Source organism: Streptococcus sp. 79 (assembly GCF_013277425.1).
GTDB lineage: Bacteria > Bacillota > Bacilli > Lactobacillales > Streptococcaceae > Streptococcus > Streptococcus pseudopneumoniae.
In genome coordinates this window covers 81,340-96,495 of the sequence record NZ_VMMW01000001.1, presented here as the reverse complement: position 1 = coordinate 96,495, position 15,156 = coordinate 81,340, and the positions used below count along the sequence as shown (strand labels likewise).

The 15,156-nt window shown below is 40.0% G+C and carries 16 protein-coding genes, 1 tRNA gene and 1 pseudogene; 4 read left to right on the top strand and 14 right to left on the bottom strand.

Going from position 1 to position 15,156, the window contains the following annotated elements:
- Positions 1–58: 58 nt before the first annotated feature.
- A complete protein-coding gene (locus tag HT729_RS00520) occupies positions 59–367 on the bottom strand; it encodes a hypothetical protein (RefSeq protein ID WP_240164407.1) in 309 nt (102 codons plus the stop codon).
- Between the two features lie 44 nt (positions 368–411).
- Between HT729_RS00520 and HT729_RS00515 the strand changes: the two are divergent.
- A pseudogene (locus HT729_RS00515) lies at positions 412–666 on the top strand (hypothetical protein); the annotation flags it as partial.
- Positions 667–825: 159 nt separating this feature from the next.
- Here the strand turns inward: HT729_RS00515 and HT729_RS00510 are convergent.
- From HT729_RS00510 to HT729_RS00500, 3 genes are read right to left on the bottom strand one after another with little or no spacing between them, the layout of a single operon-like run.
- Complete coding sequence (locus tag HT729_RS00510; protein WP_172925957.1) at positions 826–1,590, bottom strand: ABC transporter permease; 765 nt, start codon at positions 1,588–1,590, stop codon at positions 826–828.
- The gene (locus HT729_RS00505; RefSeq protein WP_050271274.1) at positions 1,583–2,353 is read right to left on the bottom strand and encodes an ABC transporter ATP-binding protein; all 771 of its coding nucleotides are present in this window, start codon (positions 2,351–2,353) and stop codon (positions 1,583–1,585) included. The genes HT729_RS00510 and HT729_RS00505 overlap by 8 nt, the downstream gene beginning before the upstream one ends.
- Positions 2,323–3,435: a ThiF family adenylyltransferase gene (locus HT729_RS00500; protein WP_172925956.1), complete on the bottom strand. Its 1,113-nt coding sequence runs from the start codon at positions 3,433–3,435 to the stop codon at positions 2,323–2,325. The genes HT729_RS00505 and HT729_RS00500 overlap by 31 nt, the downstream gene beginning before the upstream one ends.
- A 267-nt stretch (positions 3,436–3,702) precedes the next feature.
- Between HT729_RS00500 and HT729_RS00495 the strand changes: the two genes are divergently transcribed.
- Positions 3,703–4,380: a metalloregulator ArsR/SmtB family transcription factor gene (locus tag HT729_RS00495; protein WP_000433071.1), complete on the top strand. Its 678-nt coding sequence runs from the start codon at positions 3,703–3,705 to the stop codon at positions 4,378–4,380.
- A 60-nt stretch (positions 4,381–4,440) separates the two neighbouring features.
- On the opposite strand, the gene pepF is transcribed toward HT729_RS00495, so the two are convergent.
- The 9 genes from pepF to HT729_RS00450 form a co-directional block, all read right to left on the bottom strand.
- Positions 4,441–6,237 carry an oligoendopeptidase F gene (pepF, locus tag HT729_RS00490; protein WP_172925955.1) on the bottom strand — a complete coding sequence of 599 codons (1,797 nt, stop codon included), beginning with the start codon at positions 6,235–6,237 and terminating at the stop codon, positions 4,441–4,443.
- A gap of 10 nt (positions 6,238–6,247) precedes the next feature.
- The gene (locus tag HT729_RS00485) at positions 6,248–6,991 is read right to left on the bottom strand and encodes a 16S rRNA (uracil(1498)-N(3))-methyltransferase (RefSeq protein WP_172931553.1); all 744 of its coding nucleotides are present in this window, start codon (positions 6,989–6,991) and stop codon (positions 6,248–6,250) included.
- Between the two features lies 1 nt (position 6,992).
- A complete protein-coding gene (gene prmA / locus HT729_RS00480) occupies positions 6,993–7,943 on the bottom strand; it encodes a 50S ribosomal protein L11 methyltransferase (RefSeq protein WP_172931556.1) in 951 nt (316 codons plus the stop codon).
- Between the two features lie 137 nt (positions 7,944–8,080).
- Positions 8,081–8,509, bottom strand: a complete 429-nt coding sequence (locus HT729_RS00475; protein ID WP_001866727.1) for an NUDIX hydrolase — start codon at positions 8,507–8,509, stop codon at positions 8,081–8,083.
- Between the two features lies 1 nt (position 8,510).
- Positions 8,511–9,578 (bottom strand): site-2 protease family protein, encoded by a 1,068-nt coding sequence (locus HT729_RS00470; RefSeq protein WP_000719723.1) that lies wholly within the window; start codon positions 9,576–9,578, stop codon positions 8,511–8,513.
- 18 nt (positions 9,579–9,596) lie between these two features.
- Entirely contained in the window at positions 9,597–10,067 is a 471-nt protein-coding gene (locus HT729_RS00465; protein WP_000257084.1) for a DUF3013 family protein, read from the bottom strand.
- 290 nt (positions 10,068–10,357) lie between these two features.
- Complete coding sequence (locus HT729_RS00460) at positions 10,358–10,810, bottom strand: type II toxin-antitoxin system HicB family antitoxin (protein WP_000961810.1); 453 nt, start codon at positions 10,808–10,810, stop codon at positions 10,358–10,360.
- Between the two features lie 36 nt (positions 10,811–10,846).
- Positions 10,847–11,026 carry a type II toxin-antitoxin system HicA family toxin gene (locus HT729_RS00455; protein WP_001132285.1) on the bottom strand — a complete coding sequence of 60 codons (180 nt, stop codon included), beginning with the start codon at positions 11,024–11,026 and terminating at the stop codon, positions 10,847–10,849.
- A gap of 479 nt (positions 11,027–11,505) precedes the next feature.
- Complete coding sequence (locus HT729_RS00450) at positions 11,506–11,745, bottom strand: hypothetical protein (protein ID WP_000818078.1); 240 nt, start codon at positions 11,743–11,745, stop codon at positions 11,506–11,508.
- Positions 11,746–12,014: 269 nt separating this feature from the next.
- On the opposite strand from HT729_RS00450, the gene HT729_RS00445 reads away from it, so the two are divergent.
- Positions 12,015–13,286 carry a replication-associated recombination protein A gene (locus HT729_RS00445; protein WP_061649865.1) on the top strand — a complete coding sequence of 424 codons (1,272 nt, stop codon included), beginning with the start codon at positions 12,015–12,017 and terminating at the stop codon, positions 13,284–13,286.
- A 264-nt stretch (positions 13,287–13,550) separates the two neighbouring features.
- Positions 13,551–13,623 (top strand) — tRNA-Lys (locus HT729_RS00440).
- 207 nt (positions 13,624–13,830) lie between these two features.
- Here the strand turns inward: HT729_RS00440 and HT729_RS00435 are convergent.
- On the bottom strand, positions 13,831–15,150 hold the full coding sequence (locus HT729_RS00435) for a glycoside hydrolase family 32 protein (protein ID WP_172931552.1): 1,320 nt from the start codon (positions 15,148–15,150) through the stop codon (positions 13,831–13,833).
- Between the last annotated feature and the right edge of the window lie 6 nt (positions 15,151–15,156).

Sequence of the window (15,156 nt, the reverse complement as noted above, 5' to 3'; positions counted from 1 at the left end):
ACCTCAAAGCAGTGCTTTGGGCAAGCTGCGGCTAGCTTCCTAGTTTGCTCTTTGATTTTCATTGAGTATAAATGGTAAAATCTGATTTAAAGGTCTTGTTTAATTTCTCTATTGTATCACTATCATTATATTCCTTAAATATTCTCATAGCTTTAGAACATTCTTTTTTACCTAACTCTACTTGATTCGTTTTTATAAGATAAATACCTTTTAGGAAGAGTAAATAATTCTTTTCAAAATAATATCCTTGTCTGGTCAGTAAATTTTCTAAATCATCTATAAAAAATTGAGCGCTATCTAACAAATTATTTTTTAATAATAATTCTAAATTAAATAAATATAAAGGAATTACTCTATGTGTTCCCATATCTGTTTTTAAAAAATGTCGTGTTTTCTTGATTACCGCTCTATAAGGAGCATATCTATTATGCACCCCCCTATGTCTCTTGGGAAAGGGGAACTAATGAGAATCACAATAGGCTCATTCGGAGATGGTTACCTAAAGGAACTAAGAAAACGACTCCCAAAGAAGTCGCATTCATCGAAAATTGGATTAATAACTATCCTAAAAAACACTTGAACTACAAGTCCCCCAGAGAAGACTTCTTGATGGATAACTTGAACTTGAAATTTGGCAATGAAATAAAGACTATACAAATTGATTAGGGAATTTAAAACAATTTCTAACAATATTTTAAAAACTGAACCGTACCATTTCAACTTCAATAAATTACAATATTGATAGGCACAGTTCCCATACCTGTCCAAATTCGAATAACGTTTAGTATAAATTAGAATATGACTACAACATCACAAATAATTAGACTATCTATAATATCTACGATGTAACATATACATAGGAAGCACCGTTATCAAGAGCTCCAAGGCTATCAACCAGATAAGATGAAGATACAAATCTGTCACCTCACCTCCCCATATAATACGAATCATGCGGGTAGCGTGATACAAGGGAGAAAACCAAGTCAAATCACCAAGTATTGGGGGCAAGGAAGTAATGGGAAAGAAGGTATCTGAAAACATATAAAGAGGACGGATTACCAAAACATTGTAGTAATTCAGAAATTCCCTAGACGGCGCCAAGTAGGTAAAGATTAGTCCTAAAACACCAAACAAATAACCCACTATAAATAAAATCAGAGGAATCAATAACATCAAGACATGAAAATGCGCTGTGATAAACATGGAAATCAGCCAAAAAATCCCACCAAAAATCACTGCACGAATACCTGCCCAGATAGCCTGACCCACCACAATATCACTCGTATTGATTGGCGTCATCAACATAGCATCATAAGTCTTTTCAATATTATACTGGATAAAGGCATTGACCGTTGTTTCTGCGGTAGCCGCAGACATGGCAGTCGCAGCAATTAAACCTGTAATGACAAAATCACGGTAGAGCATACCGTTAACATGCGTCAAATAGGCACCAACTCCAAATCCCATTGCTAAAAGATAAAAAAGGGGGTCGATAAGGTTGGGGACAATTGAAATTTTAAATAAATTTCTAAAACTCATGTAGCTGCGTACCACAACGTGTCCGATGGACTGAAATGATAACTTAAACATGCAAGTCCTCCTTCTCTGTCCCAGTCAACCCCAAAAAAAGCGTCTCAAGGTTGTCAGAATCATACTTGATGAGCAAGTCTTCTACAGTTCCTTCTTCTTTGATAGTCCCTTGGTGGAGCATCAGCACCCTATCTGTCAAATATTCAATCTCATTCATATAGTGGGAAGTAATAATGATAGAAACACCTAATTCCTTCAACTCCAAAAGTTTATCCCAAATAATATTGCGGGATTGAATGTCTAAACCAACTGTCGGTTCATCTAAAATGATAATATCAGGCCGATTGATGAGAGCTCTTGCCAAGACAAGACGTCGTCGCATCCCACCCGACAGCTGATTCACCATCTTTTGCGCATGTTTGCTCAGTTGAACAAAATCCAAGAGAGAATCGATTCTCTTCCTAAGTTCGACAGATGAGATACCATAACATAGACCGTGAGCAAAAAGATTATCATAAACATTCAAGGTCATGTCCAGCATATCCTCCTGCCCTACAATACCCAGACAAGATTTACTCTTACGACGATTGGTTTCAATATTTTGCCCCAAGATATCAATCTCTCCTGAGGAAATTGAGGTCAGTGAGTAAATCATCTTTAAAGTGGATGTTTTGCCAGCACCGTTGATTCCCAAGATCCCCAAACACTCTCCTTCTCCCAATTCAAAGCTAATTCCCTTGACAGCTTCATAAGAACCATATTGCTTTTTTAGATTTTTAACACTTAACTTCTTCACTCTTTCTTTCCCCCACAAATAGAGCATGTTGGATACTTTGTTAATTCATCAAAATGTTGTTCGAATGTTATAAAGTCAATTGAGAATCTTTTATTAAATGTTAGCAATGCTTCGTATCCCCAAAAAATATATCTTAAAATTTCAAACGAAATAAAATACCCTTGAAATAGACAAGCAGGACCTAAAGCACCATTCGGAGTTCTGAACATCTCTAGTTCCAATGAATTTGTCATCGTACGAACAGTCTCCAACTCCTCAGCATACTCAGGAATTTTTTCCAAATCCTCTAAAAACTGACAGTAATAGCACGCTGCTTTATACGGAATAATTGAATATACTTTCCCATTTTTCTTACCAACCACAGCAGACAGACATAATTTATTGTATTGAACACAGGCTTCATTGACCCAAAAATCAATATAGCCTGTTGGATAATCTGCAACATTTACTACGATATCACATTTTGAAGTTTTTATTAACTCATCGACATCCTCTTTTGAACCTATCTCTTTATCAAGTACCTCAAATTCAATTAAAGGATTAAACTTTCTAAGCGACTCTTTTGCAGCCTCTACTTTTCTTTTTCCAATATCAGATGTCGAATACAAAATTTGTCTATTGAGATTACTAGCTTCGACCGTATCAAAATCAACTGCTGTAATATGCCCTATACCTAATTCAGCCAATGCTAGACAGATATTACTTCCTATACCGCCAATACCTAAGAGCAAAATACGCGTCTTTTTTAATTTTAACTGATAATCATATTTTGTTAAAGATAATGTATCTAAAGTATTAAAAAAGTTAAGATTTACGGAATATCTGTCCAATTCTTCTGAAGTTAATTCAGTTGTAGTAACAAAATTATCCTCCAAATACCCTAGTGTATCTAGTAAAGAAATACTTTCTTCTACATCATTAGAAGACAAGTTATCAACTAAACTACAAATTTCATTGATTGTGTATTGTCCATCGAGGAGCTTAATGAGCTGAGTATACTTCTCATCCAGATTCTCAATCTCAATACCATAATCTTTTCCTATACCTAATCTAATTTTATCCTTTAAAAATAGGACACTATGAATATCTTTAATTTTAGGTAAATTCAATTCTATTTCCTCCTAAAATAGACAAAAGGAATGGAAAAATCCATTCACTTTTGAAAAAATGTTGAGAATGTAATCTTAAGATTAACGTCCTTCAACTGTGGATACTGCTGCAATTACTTTTGTAATTTTACCTCCATTTAAACTCAGACAATAAAATTTAAAATATTCTCTAGTAAAACATTTTAAAAATCTATTTATCTTGTGCTTTAATTATAGTATAATAAAAGATAGAAAATCATCGATATATGAAATTTGGAGAAAATTTTTATGGAACCAGATATTTTCATCATCACAAAACTCTTATCAGACCCTTCTCGGATGCACATTTTAGATATTCTAATGGATGGAAAAGCTCACACGGTTAACGAAATTGCCAGCTTTACCAAAATCAAGCAACATACTGTCAGCTATCACCTCAAATTACTTACCGAAGCACAGGTAACCACTCTACAAACCTATGGACGTTTTCATTATTATTCTTTAAAAAGTGCTGCCATTGCAGAAATGCTGGAATTTCTCAGCTTCTACTCTCCTCAGCGTGATGTCAAAAGTTATAAACAACACATTCACAAAAAGGAATTAAAGGTCGCTCGCACCTGCTATGACCATATTGCTGGTGAGCTTGGCATTTCCATTACCAATTATCTCTTGCAAGAAAATCTCCTCAGCGAATCAGAAAAAGACTTCCAACTCACTGAAGCTGGGAAGTCTTATTTCCAAAGAAAATTACACATTGATACGGATGAATTGAAAAAGAAAAAACGGAAATTTTGCCCTAAATGTTTGGATTGGAGCGAACGTAAAAATCATGTCGGCGGAGCTCTCGGCAATGCTCTTTTAGAATTTTTCAGTGAAAAACAATTGGTCATCCCTGCACAAACGCCACGTTCACTTACCATTACAGAGCAGGGCAAAGAATTCCTCGAAAAGGAGTGGGGGATTTAAACATGGATTTTTAAGCAAATAACTGTCCATACCAATTCTATAACAACCTCTCTATTCCCCTTACTCTCCCAACTGGGCACTGTAGGCGATAATCTGATCAACCGTATCAGACAAGAATTGGATGGTATCACGAAGTGGTTTGTCTGTTGAAATATCGGCTCCGATAATCATGGCTGACTCAAGCGGTGTCTTGCTACCACCTGATTTGAGGAGATTGAGCCAGTCTTCAGCTCCGGTTTCAGAGTTTTTAAGATGAAGGTAACCAGCTGTCGAGATAACTAGTCCTGCTGAGTAAGTATAACTATACAAGCCCATGTAGTAGTGAGCTTGGCGCATCCAAGTCAAAGCTGCATCATCGTCGATTTCAATGGCATCTCCCCAGAAATCGGTCAAAACTTCCTTCATAATGCTGTTGAGCTTACTTGCTCCAAAGGTCTCCCCTTCTTCAATCAATGTATACACTTTACGCTGGAATGCTGCTTCCAAAAGGTGAGTGATAAAGTTATGGAAGTAGGTGTCTGTCAAGCGGTGAGCCAGAGCGAAGCGTTTTTGACGAGGGTCGTCAGACTGATGCTCCAAGTAATCACTGAGAAGCAATTCATTGAAAGTTGACGGCGCTTCAACATAGTAGGTCGACATGTGAGCATTGAAGTAACTCTGATGATTGTCTGAAAAGATGAATTGACCAGAATGCCCGATTTCATGAATCAAGGTATAGACATCGCTCAAACGGCCTGTCCAGCTCATGAGGACATAAGGGTGCACGCGATATGAATCCGCCGCATAACCGCCGGAATCCTTGCCACTGTTAGCAGCAAAGTCCACCCAGCGCTCTTCTTGATAGCGAGCAACTTCCTGACAATATTCTTGCCCCAAAGGTTCTACTGACTTCATGACCAAATCATAGGCGTCGTCAATGGTCACTTGAGGATTCAGGGCGCTGTCCAAATCTAATTTCCAGTCTGCAAAGGTCATCTTTTCAAGACCATTGACCTTGGCAACATGCTTGAGGTATCTCTGGGCAACTGGCGCAAAATCCTTCATGATGAGGTCAATCTGGCGGTCAAACATGGCACGATCCACTTCCTGCTCAGCTAGAAGATAATCAAAGACAGAGTCATATCCCTTCATATCTGCCAACAATTTTTCAGACTTAACTTGGGCTAGATAGGCTGCCGCAGCCGTATTTTGGTGCTTACGAAGACCTTCTGAGAAGGAACGGAAAGATTTCTCACGAACCTCAGCATCCTCGTGATTTTGGTAGAAATTCTCATAGGTGACAAAGCTGTTTTTGTAGGTCTTACCATGGGCTTCAAAGTCAGCCATTTCAAAATCCCCAGCTCGCATCTTAGTGTAAATATCCTGCGGACTGTAGAAAACCTCTCCTAAATTGGTCAAGGCCTTCTCCACATCAGCCCCTAGATAGTGGGCTTTTTTGATTTTTGCCTGACGAATGGCCGCTGTTAAATGTGGCAATTTACCCAAACGGTCCAAGACTTCCTTATCAGCTTCTACCAAAGCATCGTCAAAAAAGGTCAATACTACGCTGGCAGCTGTTTCAAATTCCATCCCAGCTTGGGCAATATTGGCAAATTCGTCATTGCTATAGTCTGTCGTCTGAGGCATAAAACCATAGTTACCAATATGGCTCATCTGGATGTAGATTTGTTCCAATTCCGCAAAGGCCTTTTCAAAATCCTCAAAAGTATGAAGATTACCCTTGTAATCACGGCTAAATTGATTGATGTCTTCGCGAGCCTTCTCGATTGCACGCAAGAAATCTTCACGGTCTTGGTATAGAGCTGTTAAATCCCAAAGTTCCTTTTCTGGAAACTCTGAACGGTGTTTTTGTTCCATTTTCTTCCTCTTATTTCTCTAATTCTAATAAAACACTAAGGGCTGATAAAGCGTAAAGCGGTGCTGTTTCTGCTCGCAAAATACGAGGACCTAGGCCTGCCAAAACGGCTCCTTTAGCTTCAAAACTTTCGATTTCTGCAGGTGAGAGACCGCCTTCTGGACCAAAGATAAAGAGCAGTTTGGCTCCTGTTTCAAGACCAGTGACTGCTTGCAGAAGCGCAGCGGCTTCTCCTTCTTTAGCTGATTCTTCATAGGCTACTATGATAGAGTCAAACTGGTCCAGCTGAGCTAGAAAATCTGCTTTTTTCTCGAAAAGTTTAATACTTGGTACAATATTACGCTTGCTTTGCTCGGCTGCTCCAAGGGCAATTTTTTCTAGTTTTTCAACTTTTTTACCCAATTTCTTGCCATCCCACTTGGCAACTGACCAGTCTGCAGGAAAGGCCCAGATTTGGCTAGCCCCCAGTTCGGTTACTTTTTGAGCGATGAACTCCAGCTTGTCTCCCTTGGGAAATCCAGATGCGATGGTCACTTGGACTGGTAGTTCCACATTGTCATTTAATTCTTGGACCAACTCAAACTGACGATTTTCCATATCCAGCACGCGCGCCAAGCGCTTGATGCCATCATCAAAGACTAAGGTAACCTCATCCTCTTCTTTCAAGCGCATAACCTGAAACATATGCTTACTGGTTTCCTTGTCCTCGATAGTGACAGGAGAGATAGCACTGCCTTTTACAAAATACTGCTGCATGCTAGCCTCCAATCACACCAGAGATATCCTTGGTTTTCTTAAAGACACAGGTATTCCATTCCCCTTGAACCATGTGAGTTTCGAGGAAAAATCCAGCTGACTCAGCCGACTGGCGCACCATGTCCCACTTGTCCTTGATAATGCCACTCATGATCAGGTAGCCTTCATCCTTTACCAAGCGATAAGCATCGTCTATTAGATGAATGAGGATATCCGCCAAGATATTAGCCACAATCACATCTGCCTCAATTTCCACACCCTTAAGCAAATCTCCAGCCGCTACATGGATATTTTCCATGCCAGGGTTGAGCTCAATATTTTCCTGAGCCACACGAACCGCCACATCATCCAGGTCATAGGCGAAAATTTCTTTAGCCCCCAGAAGCGAGCTGGCAATAGAGAGAACCCCTGAACCAGTCCCCACATCTAGCACCGTTTCGCCACCACGAAGAACCTGTTCCAAGGCAAAAAGGCTCATCTTGGTAGTTGGGTGGGTTCCAGTACCAAAAGCCATGCCAGGATCCAGCTTGATAATCATTTCCCCCGCAGTCGCCTCATAGTCTGTCCAAGAGGGAACGATGGTCAAATCATGAGTGATGCGAGCAGGTTCATAGTATTTCTTCCAGTTGTCTGCCCAGTCTTCCTCAGCCAAGGCAGTCGTCCCCATCTTGACCTCACCCAAATCCATAAAATCTGTCAATTCTGCTAGGCGAGCCTGCAAATCCGCCTCAACCACTGCCACGTCCACCGTTTCAGGGTAGTAGGCTGTCACAACGATTTCTTCTTGCTGCTCAACCTCTGGGAAAATCTCGCCAAAGCGGTCAACATTTCCCACATAGTCCATGCTATCTTCAATCGCAACGCCTTGCGCTCCCAGCTCGATCAAGAGATTGGAAACCAATTCCTCCCCTTCACGCTTCACTGTAACTTTTAACTCTTGCCATGTTTCCATCATTAAGATACCAAGCCCGTAAAACACAAATCCAAAATAGGAACTTCTCTGAAGACGCTTGTGTCTAAGAGAAGTTTATCTTTTTGGCACAGTGTTTAGGGCGGGTTCAGTTTAGAAATGTAACCGAACCATCCTTTCTAATCACTTACTTTTAAATAATCTTTTAATCTCTCTTGCAACTGAGGCACAACTTGACTGGAACTAAGAAATTCCTCAACATTCATCAGCTGATAGCCCTGTCCTTCATCTCCGAAGATGATATTGTCAAATTGTTCTTGTCTTAGCTGACCAACCATAAAGACCGATTTCTTGCCTTTAAAAATTACGCTAGGATAAATCTTGCTCCAAAGCAGACAGTCTTCATCTAAATGAATTCCCAGTTCCTCATAAACTTCACGCCGAGCGCATTCAAAAGGGCTTTCGTCCCCTTCACGGCCACCACCTGGCAGTTCCCACATATTGGCCCAGGGAATGCTTGCCTTATCATCGCGTAAGATAGTCAAAAGCTTATCCCCACAAAACAAAGCAATCTTGCAACCTGTGAAATCAGAAATCTCTATTTCCATATTAGACTCCTTCGGCTAATTCCTTTTCCAGCTCTGCTAACAAGTTTTCATAATAGCGTTTCTCGTCCCTCAACATTCGACTACTATCCATTTTCTGTCTAGCAATCTTGAGAGCCTTACGAGTTCGATCTACATCTTTCTTCACCTTTAATTGATACCAGGCTTGTATCACTTGAAGATTGGACAGTTTGAGAGACAGAAACGATTTGACCTGTCGAATACTAGCATATTGCTCCGCTTGCTCAAAATCTCCTTCCAACAAGGCGATATGAAGCAGGGATAGTTGGGCAACTGTCTGCATCATCGGAGTAGTTGTCCTCTCAAGTAATGCTTGAAACTGCTGTTTAGCTACTTCTTCCTTCCCTTCCAAAATGGAAACTTCACCTTGCATACCTAATACACCATCCGCAAAACTCCCTCGTGCATCCTCAGGAACTGCTTGAACAAAGTCTTTCAAATCATATTCTTGAGGAACCAGCAAAGTTTGAGCAGAATGTCTCAATACCAGGTAGGCGTATTTGGTATTTTCAGGGTGTTGTAGTAATTCCCAAATTTTTGCTCCATCGGTGATGTCGACTGGCAAAATGTTATTTAGGAAGAAAGATAAATTAAGAAAAATCCAAGTCCCTGCAAAATACCAGCTTCTTGTCAAAAATCCAAACACTATCGCCAATAATATCAAGCCGAGATGAACCATCAAGCCTCCTGAAAGCATCAGGATGATTCTTTGATCGCTTTCATCCTCTTTTAAACCAATGTATTGAGCACCAACATTTTTCAGAATGGCTGTTCTACTAAGATGAAACCTGCCTGACTTTTTGGTCAAAATAAAATGTCCTAATCCAAAAGCCACCAGCCGATAGCCTGTCAAGTAGCCACAAAAAGCATGACCCAGCTCATGAAGAATAAAGATTAAATACATGCTTAGAAGAGCGAAGGCATAACCAAAAGTAAAGGCTAAAACTGCGGAATACCCCAACTCTGCAAATGCGATTGTTCCACAAGCAAAAGCTAGCATAATAAAGACAACAGCTAGCACATAAACCAAATAAGTCCCAATTTTCTTCATAACACCTCCAACCAACTCCTAGTATCTTGGATAAGGATAAAATTCTCCCTCTTCCAAGCCAACTTTTCCTTCTTCAAAGACTTCTTGATTCCATTCCATAACAAATTCCTCTGCTTCTGGATCTTCCAAAAAGTCCATGAGGGTATCTAGCCCAACCTCCGCAGTATCTTTGAGGAAAAGGGCAAAATAAGCTAAAAACTCGCGAGAAAATCCTTTTTTAGGTAGATAAGGGATAACCGTTAAATAGTCTTCTGCATTGACGGTTGACTTGGCAGGATTGTAGAAAAGGACCGCTTCCTCAAAAAGAATGTCATCTGATGAAACCTCTCCGTCTTCATCCACCATCTCCACACCTGCAGCATTTTGCGCTTCCAATAGAAAACTCACTTCTACCGCGTGGTTACGCTTGTCCCAACTAATCTCAAAGTCAAAGGGAAAGTTCTTGTCCAACTCTTCCTCTAAAATATCTAAAAATCCGTATGTTGCCATTTTGTCCTCTTTCTATGCGACTCTTTAATCGCCCCGATTGCTCGGAAATATGCTAAAATAGATACTACCATCTTACCACAAAATTATTTTATGTCCTAATTATACCATATTACCTCATTTAAACCCTTGGTATCAGTGATTTTCTTAAAAGTCTGATTTCTTCATTTCTCATAAAAATCAATATAAAAAGCCCTCGAAAGGGCTAATAAATCTATAAAATCAATAGGCGAGTAACTAGCACAAGTGGACGTGCTTTTTTATTGACTATTACCACGATACCACGCTTAATCTTAGGCTTGAACTTTCTTATCTGCAATAGCGTCTGTCAAAGTCTGAGAAAAGTTAAGTCCCATTTCTCGTCCCAACTTATCTGCCCATTTTGGTATGGTCAAAGTCTTTTTAATGGGTTCCTGACTTCCTAGGTATTCTGATACATCAACAGATACCATAGAAATAAAAGATTTATCAAGGTCATAGGTTGACACGAAATCTTCATCATCTTTAAAAGGATCATTATCAATTAAAGACAAGCTATTGATATCTGATGGCTGAGGTAACTCTCCATCACTCTCTATCAAATCTGCAACAGTTATCCCTAGCCACTCCGACCCCATAGCCAAAGCCTCAGAAATCCCCTCTCCTTGTGTAGCTGAGTATTCAAAATCTGGGAAATGGACAAAATAAGTCGCTTCTGTTCCGTCTGTGTCGTCATAATAAAATAAAGCTGGATACGTAACTAACATTTCACTACCTCCATATCAAAAAGCAGGGGCTGAATTTTACAACCCAGCTTGCTTTCTTATCCCTCTTTCAGTGTACTTATTCAGCTTACCATGAAGGATTGTGATAGGTCTTTCCCCTTGCTTTTCCATTTTAATATGGGAGCCTTTACCGCCTCTAGTCTTTATCCAACCATGGGCCGTAAGGAGTTTAACCATCTCTTTTTGTGTCATAGGCATAGCGCTTTTACCTCCTGACAACACCATTATAACACGTGTTACACGTATTGTAAAGGAGTGATACTTATTATTCTATTATACATAAAAGCCCCTAGATGTGGTTCTAAGGGAAGCCAATTTATTCATACCTATTTTTCTAATGAGTAGTAAAAACTGCTTCTTTATCGAGCAATTCATCATCTGTATAGTCAATTGTAAAAGTATCTCGATCTAAGACAGATTGAGGCGGAGTTGAATGAATCATAGGAACACTGCGTACTCTATATTTTTTATCTCCAATTTTTACAAACTGATACTCTTAGAAAATCTCTTCAAACCACGTCAACGTCGCCTTACCGTACTCAAGTACAGCCTGCGGCTAGTTTCCTAGTTTGCTCTTTGATTTTCATTGAGTATGATTAACTCTCAAGTCTTCGAAATCAGGATTTTCAACAGTTAGTACAAGGAGGCGATTTACTACTTCAAAAACATCAATTATTCTATTTTTCATATTTTTTCAACCCATTATTAGAATGAACTTCTTGGTAAGCAAAATCAAGTTTAGATTTAATGTTTTCGTACAAATCTAAAATCTCTTTTGGAGTATCTTCCCGGAAGAAAAGTTTTCTTTTCCCTGAAATAACTTGATCACTAAGAATCCAATGACGAATTTGTTTTGTAAAAATCAAAATTTCCTGACTTGGTCCATCATTTCCATTGCTTATCACCTCTCTTTTCATTATAGTTCATACAATGACATTCAGCAATATTATTTCTCAAGTCAGCACTTCCACTTCTTTAGGCTCAACTATCCTATTTTGAGCTTTAAGGAAAATCAAATCTCTCATGCTGATACCTCTCCTCATTAAATTAAATAGTAAAAAAGATTCTATCCCACTCCCTGATTATTACAAAACCATTGAAATATCACAACTAATAGGCTAGAATGGACATAGTAAGATATAGTAGATGAGTCATTCTACTCAAATCCACGTTAGAAAGGACTGCTATGCCAGACAATCTCGCGCTTCGCATGCGCCCTAAAACCATCGACCAGGTCATCGGTCAGGAGCATCTGGTCGGACCTGGAAAAATCATCCGCCGCATGGTGGAAGCCAACCGCCTGTCCTCCATGATTCTATATGGCCCTCCGGGAATCGGCAAAACCAGTATTGCCTCTGCCATCGCTGGAACGACCAAGTATGCCTTTCGAACTTTCAATGCGACAGTTGATAGTAAAAAGCGACTGCAAGAAATCTCGGAAGAAGCTAAATTTTCTGGTGGTCTCGTCCTATTGCTAGACGAAATTCATCGACTAGATAAGACCAAGCAAGACTTCCTCTTGCCTCTCTTGGAAAGTGGACTGGTCATCATGATTGGAGCAACGACTGAAAATCCTTTCTTTTCCGTCACTCCTGCCATTCGTAGCCGTGTTCAAATTTTTGAGTTGGAACCTCTGTCTAACCAAGACGTCAAAGAGGCCCTGCAGATAGCTCTAAGTAACCCTGAACGTGGTTTTGATTTTCCAATAGAACTAGATGAGGATGCGCTGGATTTCATCGCAACCTCTACAAACGGAGACCTTCGCTCTGCCTTTAACTCACTGGACTTGGCTGTTCTCTCTACCCCTGAGAATGACAAGGGCATTCGCCACATCACCTTAGACATCATGGAAAATAGTCTTCAGAGAAGCTACATCACTATGGACAAGGATGGAGACGGTCACTATGATGTTCTATCTGCCCTGCAAAAGTCTATCCGTGGCTCAGATGTGGATGCCAGTCTCCACTATGCTGCCCGCTTGATTGAGGCTGGGGATCTGCCTAGTCTCGCTCGTCGCTTGACTGTTATCGCCTATGAAGATATCGGCTTAGCCAATCCTGAGGCCCAGATTCATACCGTGACTGCTCTGGATGCTGCCCAGAAGATTGGGTTCCCAGAAGCCCGCATTCTCATTGCCAATGTCGTGATTGATTTGGCCCTTTCTCCAAAATCCAACTCAGCCTATGTAGCTATGGATAAGGCACTTGCTGACCTCAAAACATCAGGGCACTTGCCTATTCCGCGACACCTGCGTGATGGGCACTACAGTGGAAGCAAGGAACTGGGGAATGCCCAAGACTATCTCTATCCACACAACTATCCTGGAAATTGGGTCAAGCAAGACTATCTGCCAGAAAAAATTCGTAATCATCACTATTTCCAAGCAGAAGATACTGGTAAATATGAACGGGCTTTGGCTCAAAGAAAGGAAGCTATCGACCATTTGCGAAAAATCTGAAATCCTTTTCAAAAAATTGCACTTTCCTCTTGATTTTTTTTGAAAAAGTGGTATCATATAAATATAGAAACGCTGTGGTGTACGACTTCACACTTAAGTGTTGACCGACTATTTTTTGTATTATTAGGGAAACAAAAGTCTTCTAACAGCATGTAGGCCGTCTCACACGGAAACAGCTTCAGTTAGAGCGAGTTGCCCACCTGCTTAATTGCGCGGGTTCAATACAAACCGTGAAGTTTCGGCACCAATACAGCTTTTTTCTTTGCCTCCTTAGCTCAGCTGGCAGAGCAGCGGACTCTTAATCCGTGGGTCACAGGTTCGATCCCTGTAGGGGGCATATAAATATAACAGGAAAAGCCTTGGAACCAAGGTTTCTTTGCTTAAATAAAATTTTTTTCAAATTCTTTAGAAAACTAGCTTAAATCATAATCCAACACCAATTTTACAAATACCATAAACTAAGCTTATATACCCAAAACACAAAAAGTCCTCTTTCCACTATTTTAGAAAGAGAACTTTTTCTTTAGGAGAAATAACTTAATTTTTAATCAATTCGTGATAGCTCAGCTGGCACTGTTAAGTAATAGGTTGCCGTCAAGCTTGCTTCGCCTTGATTGACAAAAATCTCGATGGAATTTTTATCTAGAACAACTTCCAATTCTTTAGCTTCAATATCTACATACCGTCGACTAGTGTCCTGTTCTTCTTCACCTAGAATTTTTTGAATAAGATGGCTACGATCAATGTAAACTTGCTGCACATTACTGTCATAACCAAATTCAAGATAATCTATATCATTTCCTAAGTGGTAATGACAATCTTTATCTATTTGGATTTGATATTGGCCTTTTTTAACAGGGAATTGTCTTAGTTTGCCATCTTCCAATCTTAGAATTCTAGGTAAAGTCATGGCACATGCCCATTTGTGTTCTTGGTCATGGGTTGGAAGGGTACGCCCCCATGTCTGCATCCAAGCAATCAGGATACGACGATTTTGATCGTCCAACAATGTTTGAGGCGCATAGAAGTCTTGGCCATGATCAATTTCTTGAACTGATTCTGGGATAAAACATTTTTCTCCCCAATCTACCTTACCCGTGAACAAAAGCGATGAGTTGATGTTATGATATGAGTCTCCCTCACGCTGATAACGCATGGGTGACATAATAAGGCAATCCTTCCCATCTAACTCGAAGTAATCTGGGCATTCCCACATAAAGCCTTGGTGTTCTACCCCTTTTAAAAAGATGGATTCGAACTGCCATTCTACTAGGTTATCGGACCCTAGTAGAACGATACAGCCCACATTATCCTTGTGTTTGGCAGCTACTACGGAGTAATAGCGTCCATCTTTTTCAAAGAGTTTTGGATCACGGAAATCAGCTGCAATTAACTCATCTGGCAAGTCTGCTCCAGTTGCAACTGGATTTTGTTCAATCTTTTTAAAGTGAATCCCATCGTCTGAAAATGCCATATTTTGCACTTGACGAACACCTGTTTCTTCTTCGATATGTCCAGTGTACATGAGCCAGAGGCGATCATCCTTGACAATGGCAGAGCCTGAGAAACAACCATTTCGGTCATAATCTTGGTCAGGAGCAAGTGCCACTGGCAAGTGCTCCCAAGTCACCAAGTCCTTACTTTTAGCATGTCCCCAGTGCATAGGTCCCCAAACACTATCATATGGATAGAATTGATAAAAGAGATGGTATTCTCCACGAAAATAGACAAATCCATTTGGATCATTGATCCAACCAATCTCAGCTGAAAAATGTTCTTCAGGCTTATATTGAGTATTAACGAGATGTTTATTTTCTGCTATAAAACGATTGGCTTTTTCTACTGTGTATTTCTTATCTCCCATAATCAA

Bases quoted from the DNA above. Each gene is read 5' to 3' on its own strand.
- HT729_RS00445 (WP_061649865.1), top strand. From the start codon at position 12,015: ATGCCAGACAATCTCGCGCTTCGCATGCGCCCTAAAACCATCGACCAG.
- HT729_RS00450 (WP_000818078.1), bottom strand. From the start codon at position 11,745: ATGAAAAGAGAGGTGATAAGCAATGGAAATGATGGACCAAGTCAGGAA.
- HT729_RS00520 (WP_240164407.1), bottom strand. From the start codon at position 367: ATGGGAACACATAGAGTAATTCCTTTATATTTATTTAATTTAGAATTA.
- HT729_RS00485 (WP_172931553.1), bottom strand. From the start codon at position 6,991: ATGCAGCAGTATTTTGTAAAAGGCAGTGCTATCTCTCCTGTCACTATC.
- HT729_RS00510 (WP_172925957.1), bottom strand. From the start codon at position 1,590: ATGTTTAAGTTATCATTTCAGTCCATCGGACACGTTGTGGTACGCAGC.
- HT729_RS00505 (WP_050271274.1), bottom strand. From the start codon at position 2,353: ATGCTCTATTTGTGGGGGAAAGAAAGAGTGAAGAAGTTAAGTGTTAAA.
- prmA (WP_172931556.1), bottom strand. From the start codon at position 7,943: ATGGAAACATGGCAAGAGTTAAAAGTTACAGTGAAGCGTGAAGGGGAG.
- HT729_RS00495 (WP_000433071.1), top strand. From the start codon at position 3,703: ATGGAACCAGATATTTTCATCATCACAAAACTCTTATCAGACCCTTCT.
- HT729_RS00465 (WP_000257084.1), bottom strand. From the start codon at position 10,067: ATGGCAACATACGGATTTTTAGATATTTTAGAGGAAGAGTTGGACAAG.
- HT729_RS00470 (WP_000719723.1), bottom strand. From the start codon at position 9,578: ATGAAGAAAATTGGGACTTATTTGGTTTATGTGCTAGCTGTTGTCTTT.
- HT729_RS00435 (WP_172931552.1), bottom strand. From the start codon at position 15,150: ATGGGAGATAAGAAATACACAGTAGAAAAAGCCAATCGTTTTATAGCA.
- HT729_RS00460 (WP_000961810.1), bottom strand. From the start codon at position 10,810: ATGTTAGTTACGTATCCAGCTTTATTTTATTATGACGACACAGACGGA.
- pepF (WP_172925955.1), bottom strand. From the start codon at position 6,237: ATGGAACAAAAACACCGTTCAGAGTTTCCAGAAAAGGAACTTTGGGAT.
- HT729_RS00475 (WP_001866727.1), bottom strand. From the start codon at position 8,509: ATGGAAATAGAGATTTCTGATTTCACAGGTTGCAAGATTGCTTTGTTT.
- HT729_RS00455 (WP_001132285.1), bottom strand. From the start codon at position 11,026: ATGCCTATGACACAAAAAGAGATGGTTAAACTCCTTACGGCCCATGGT.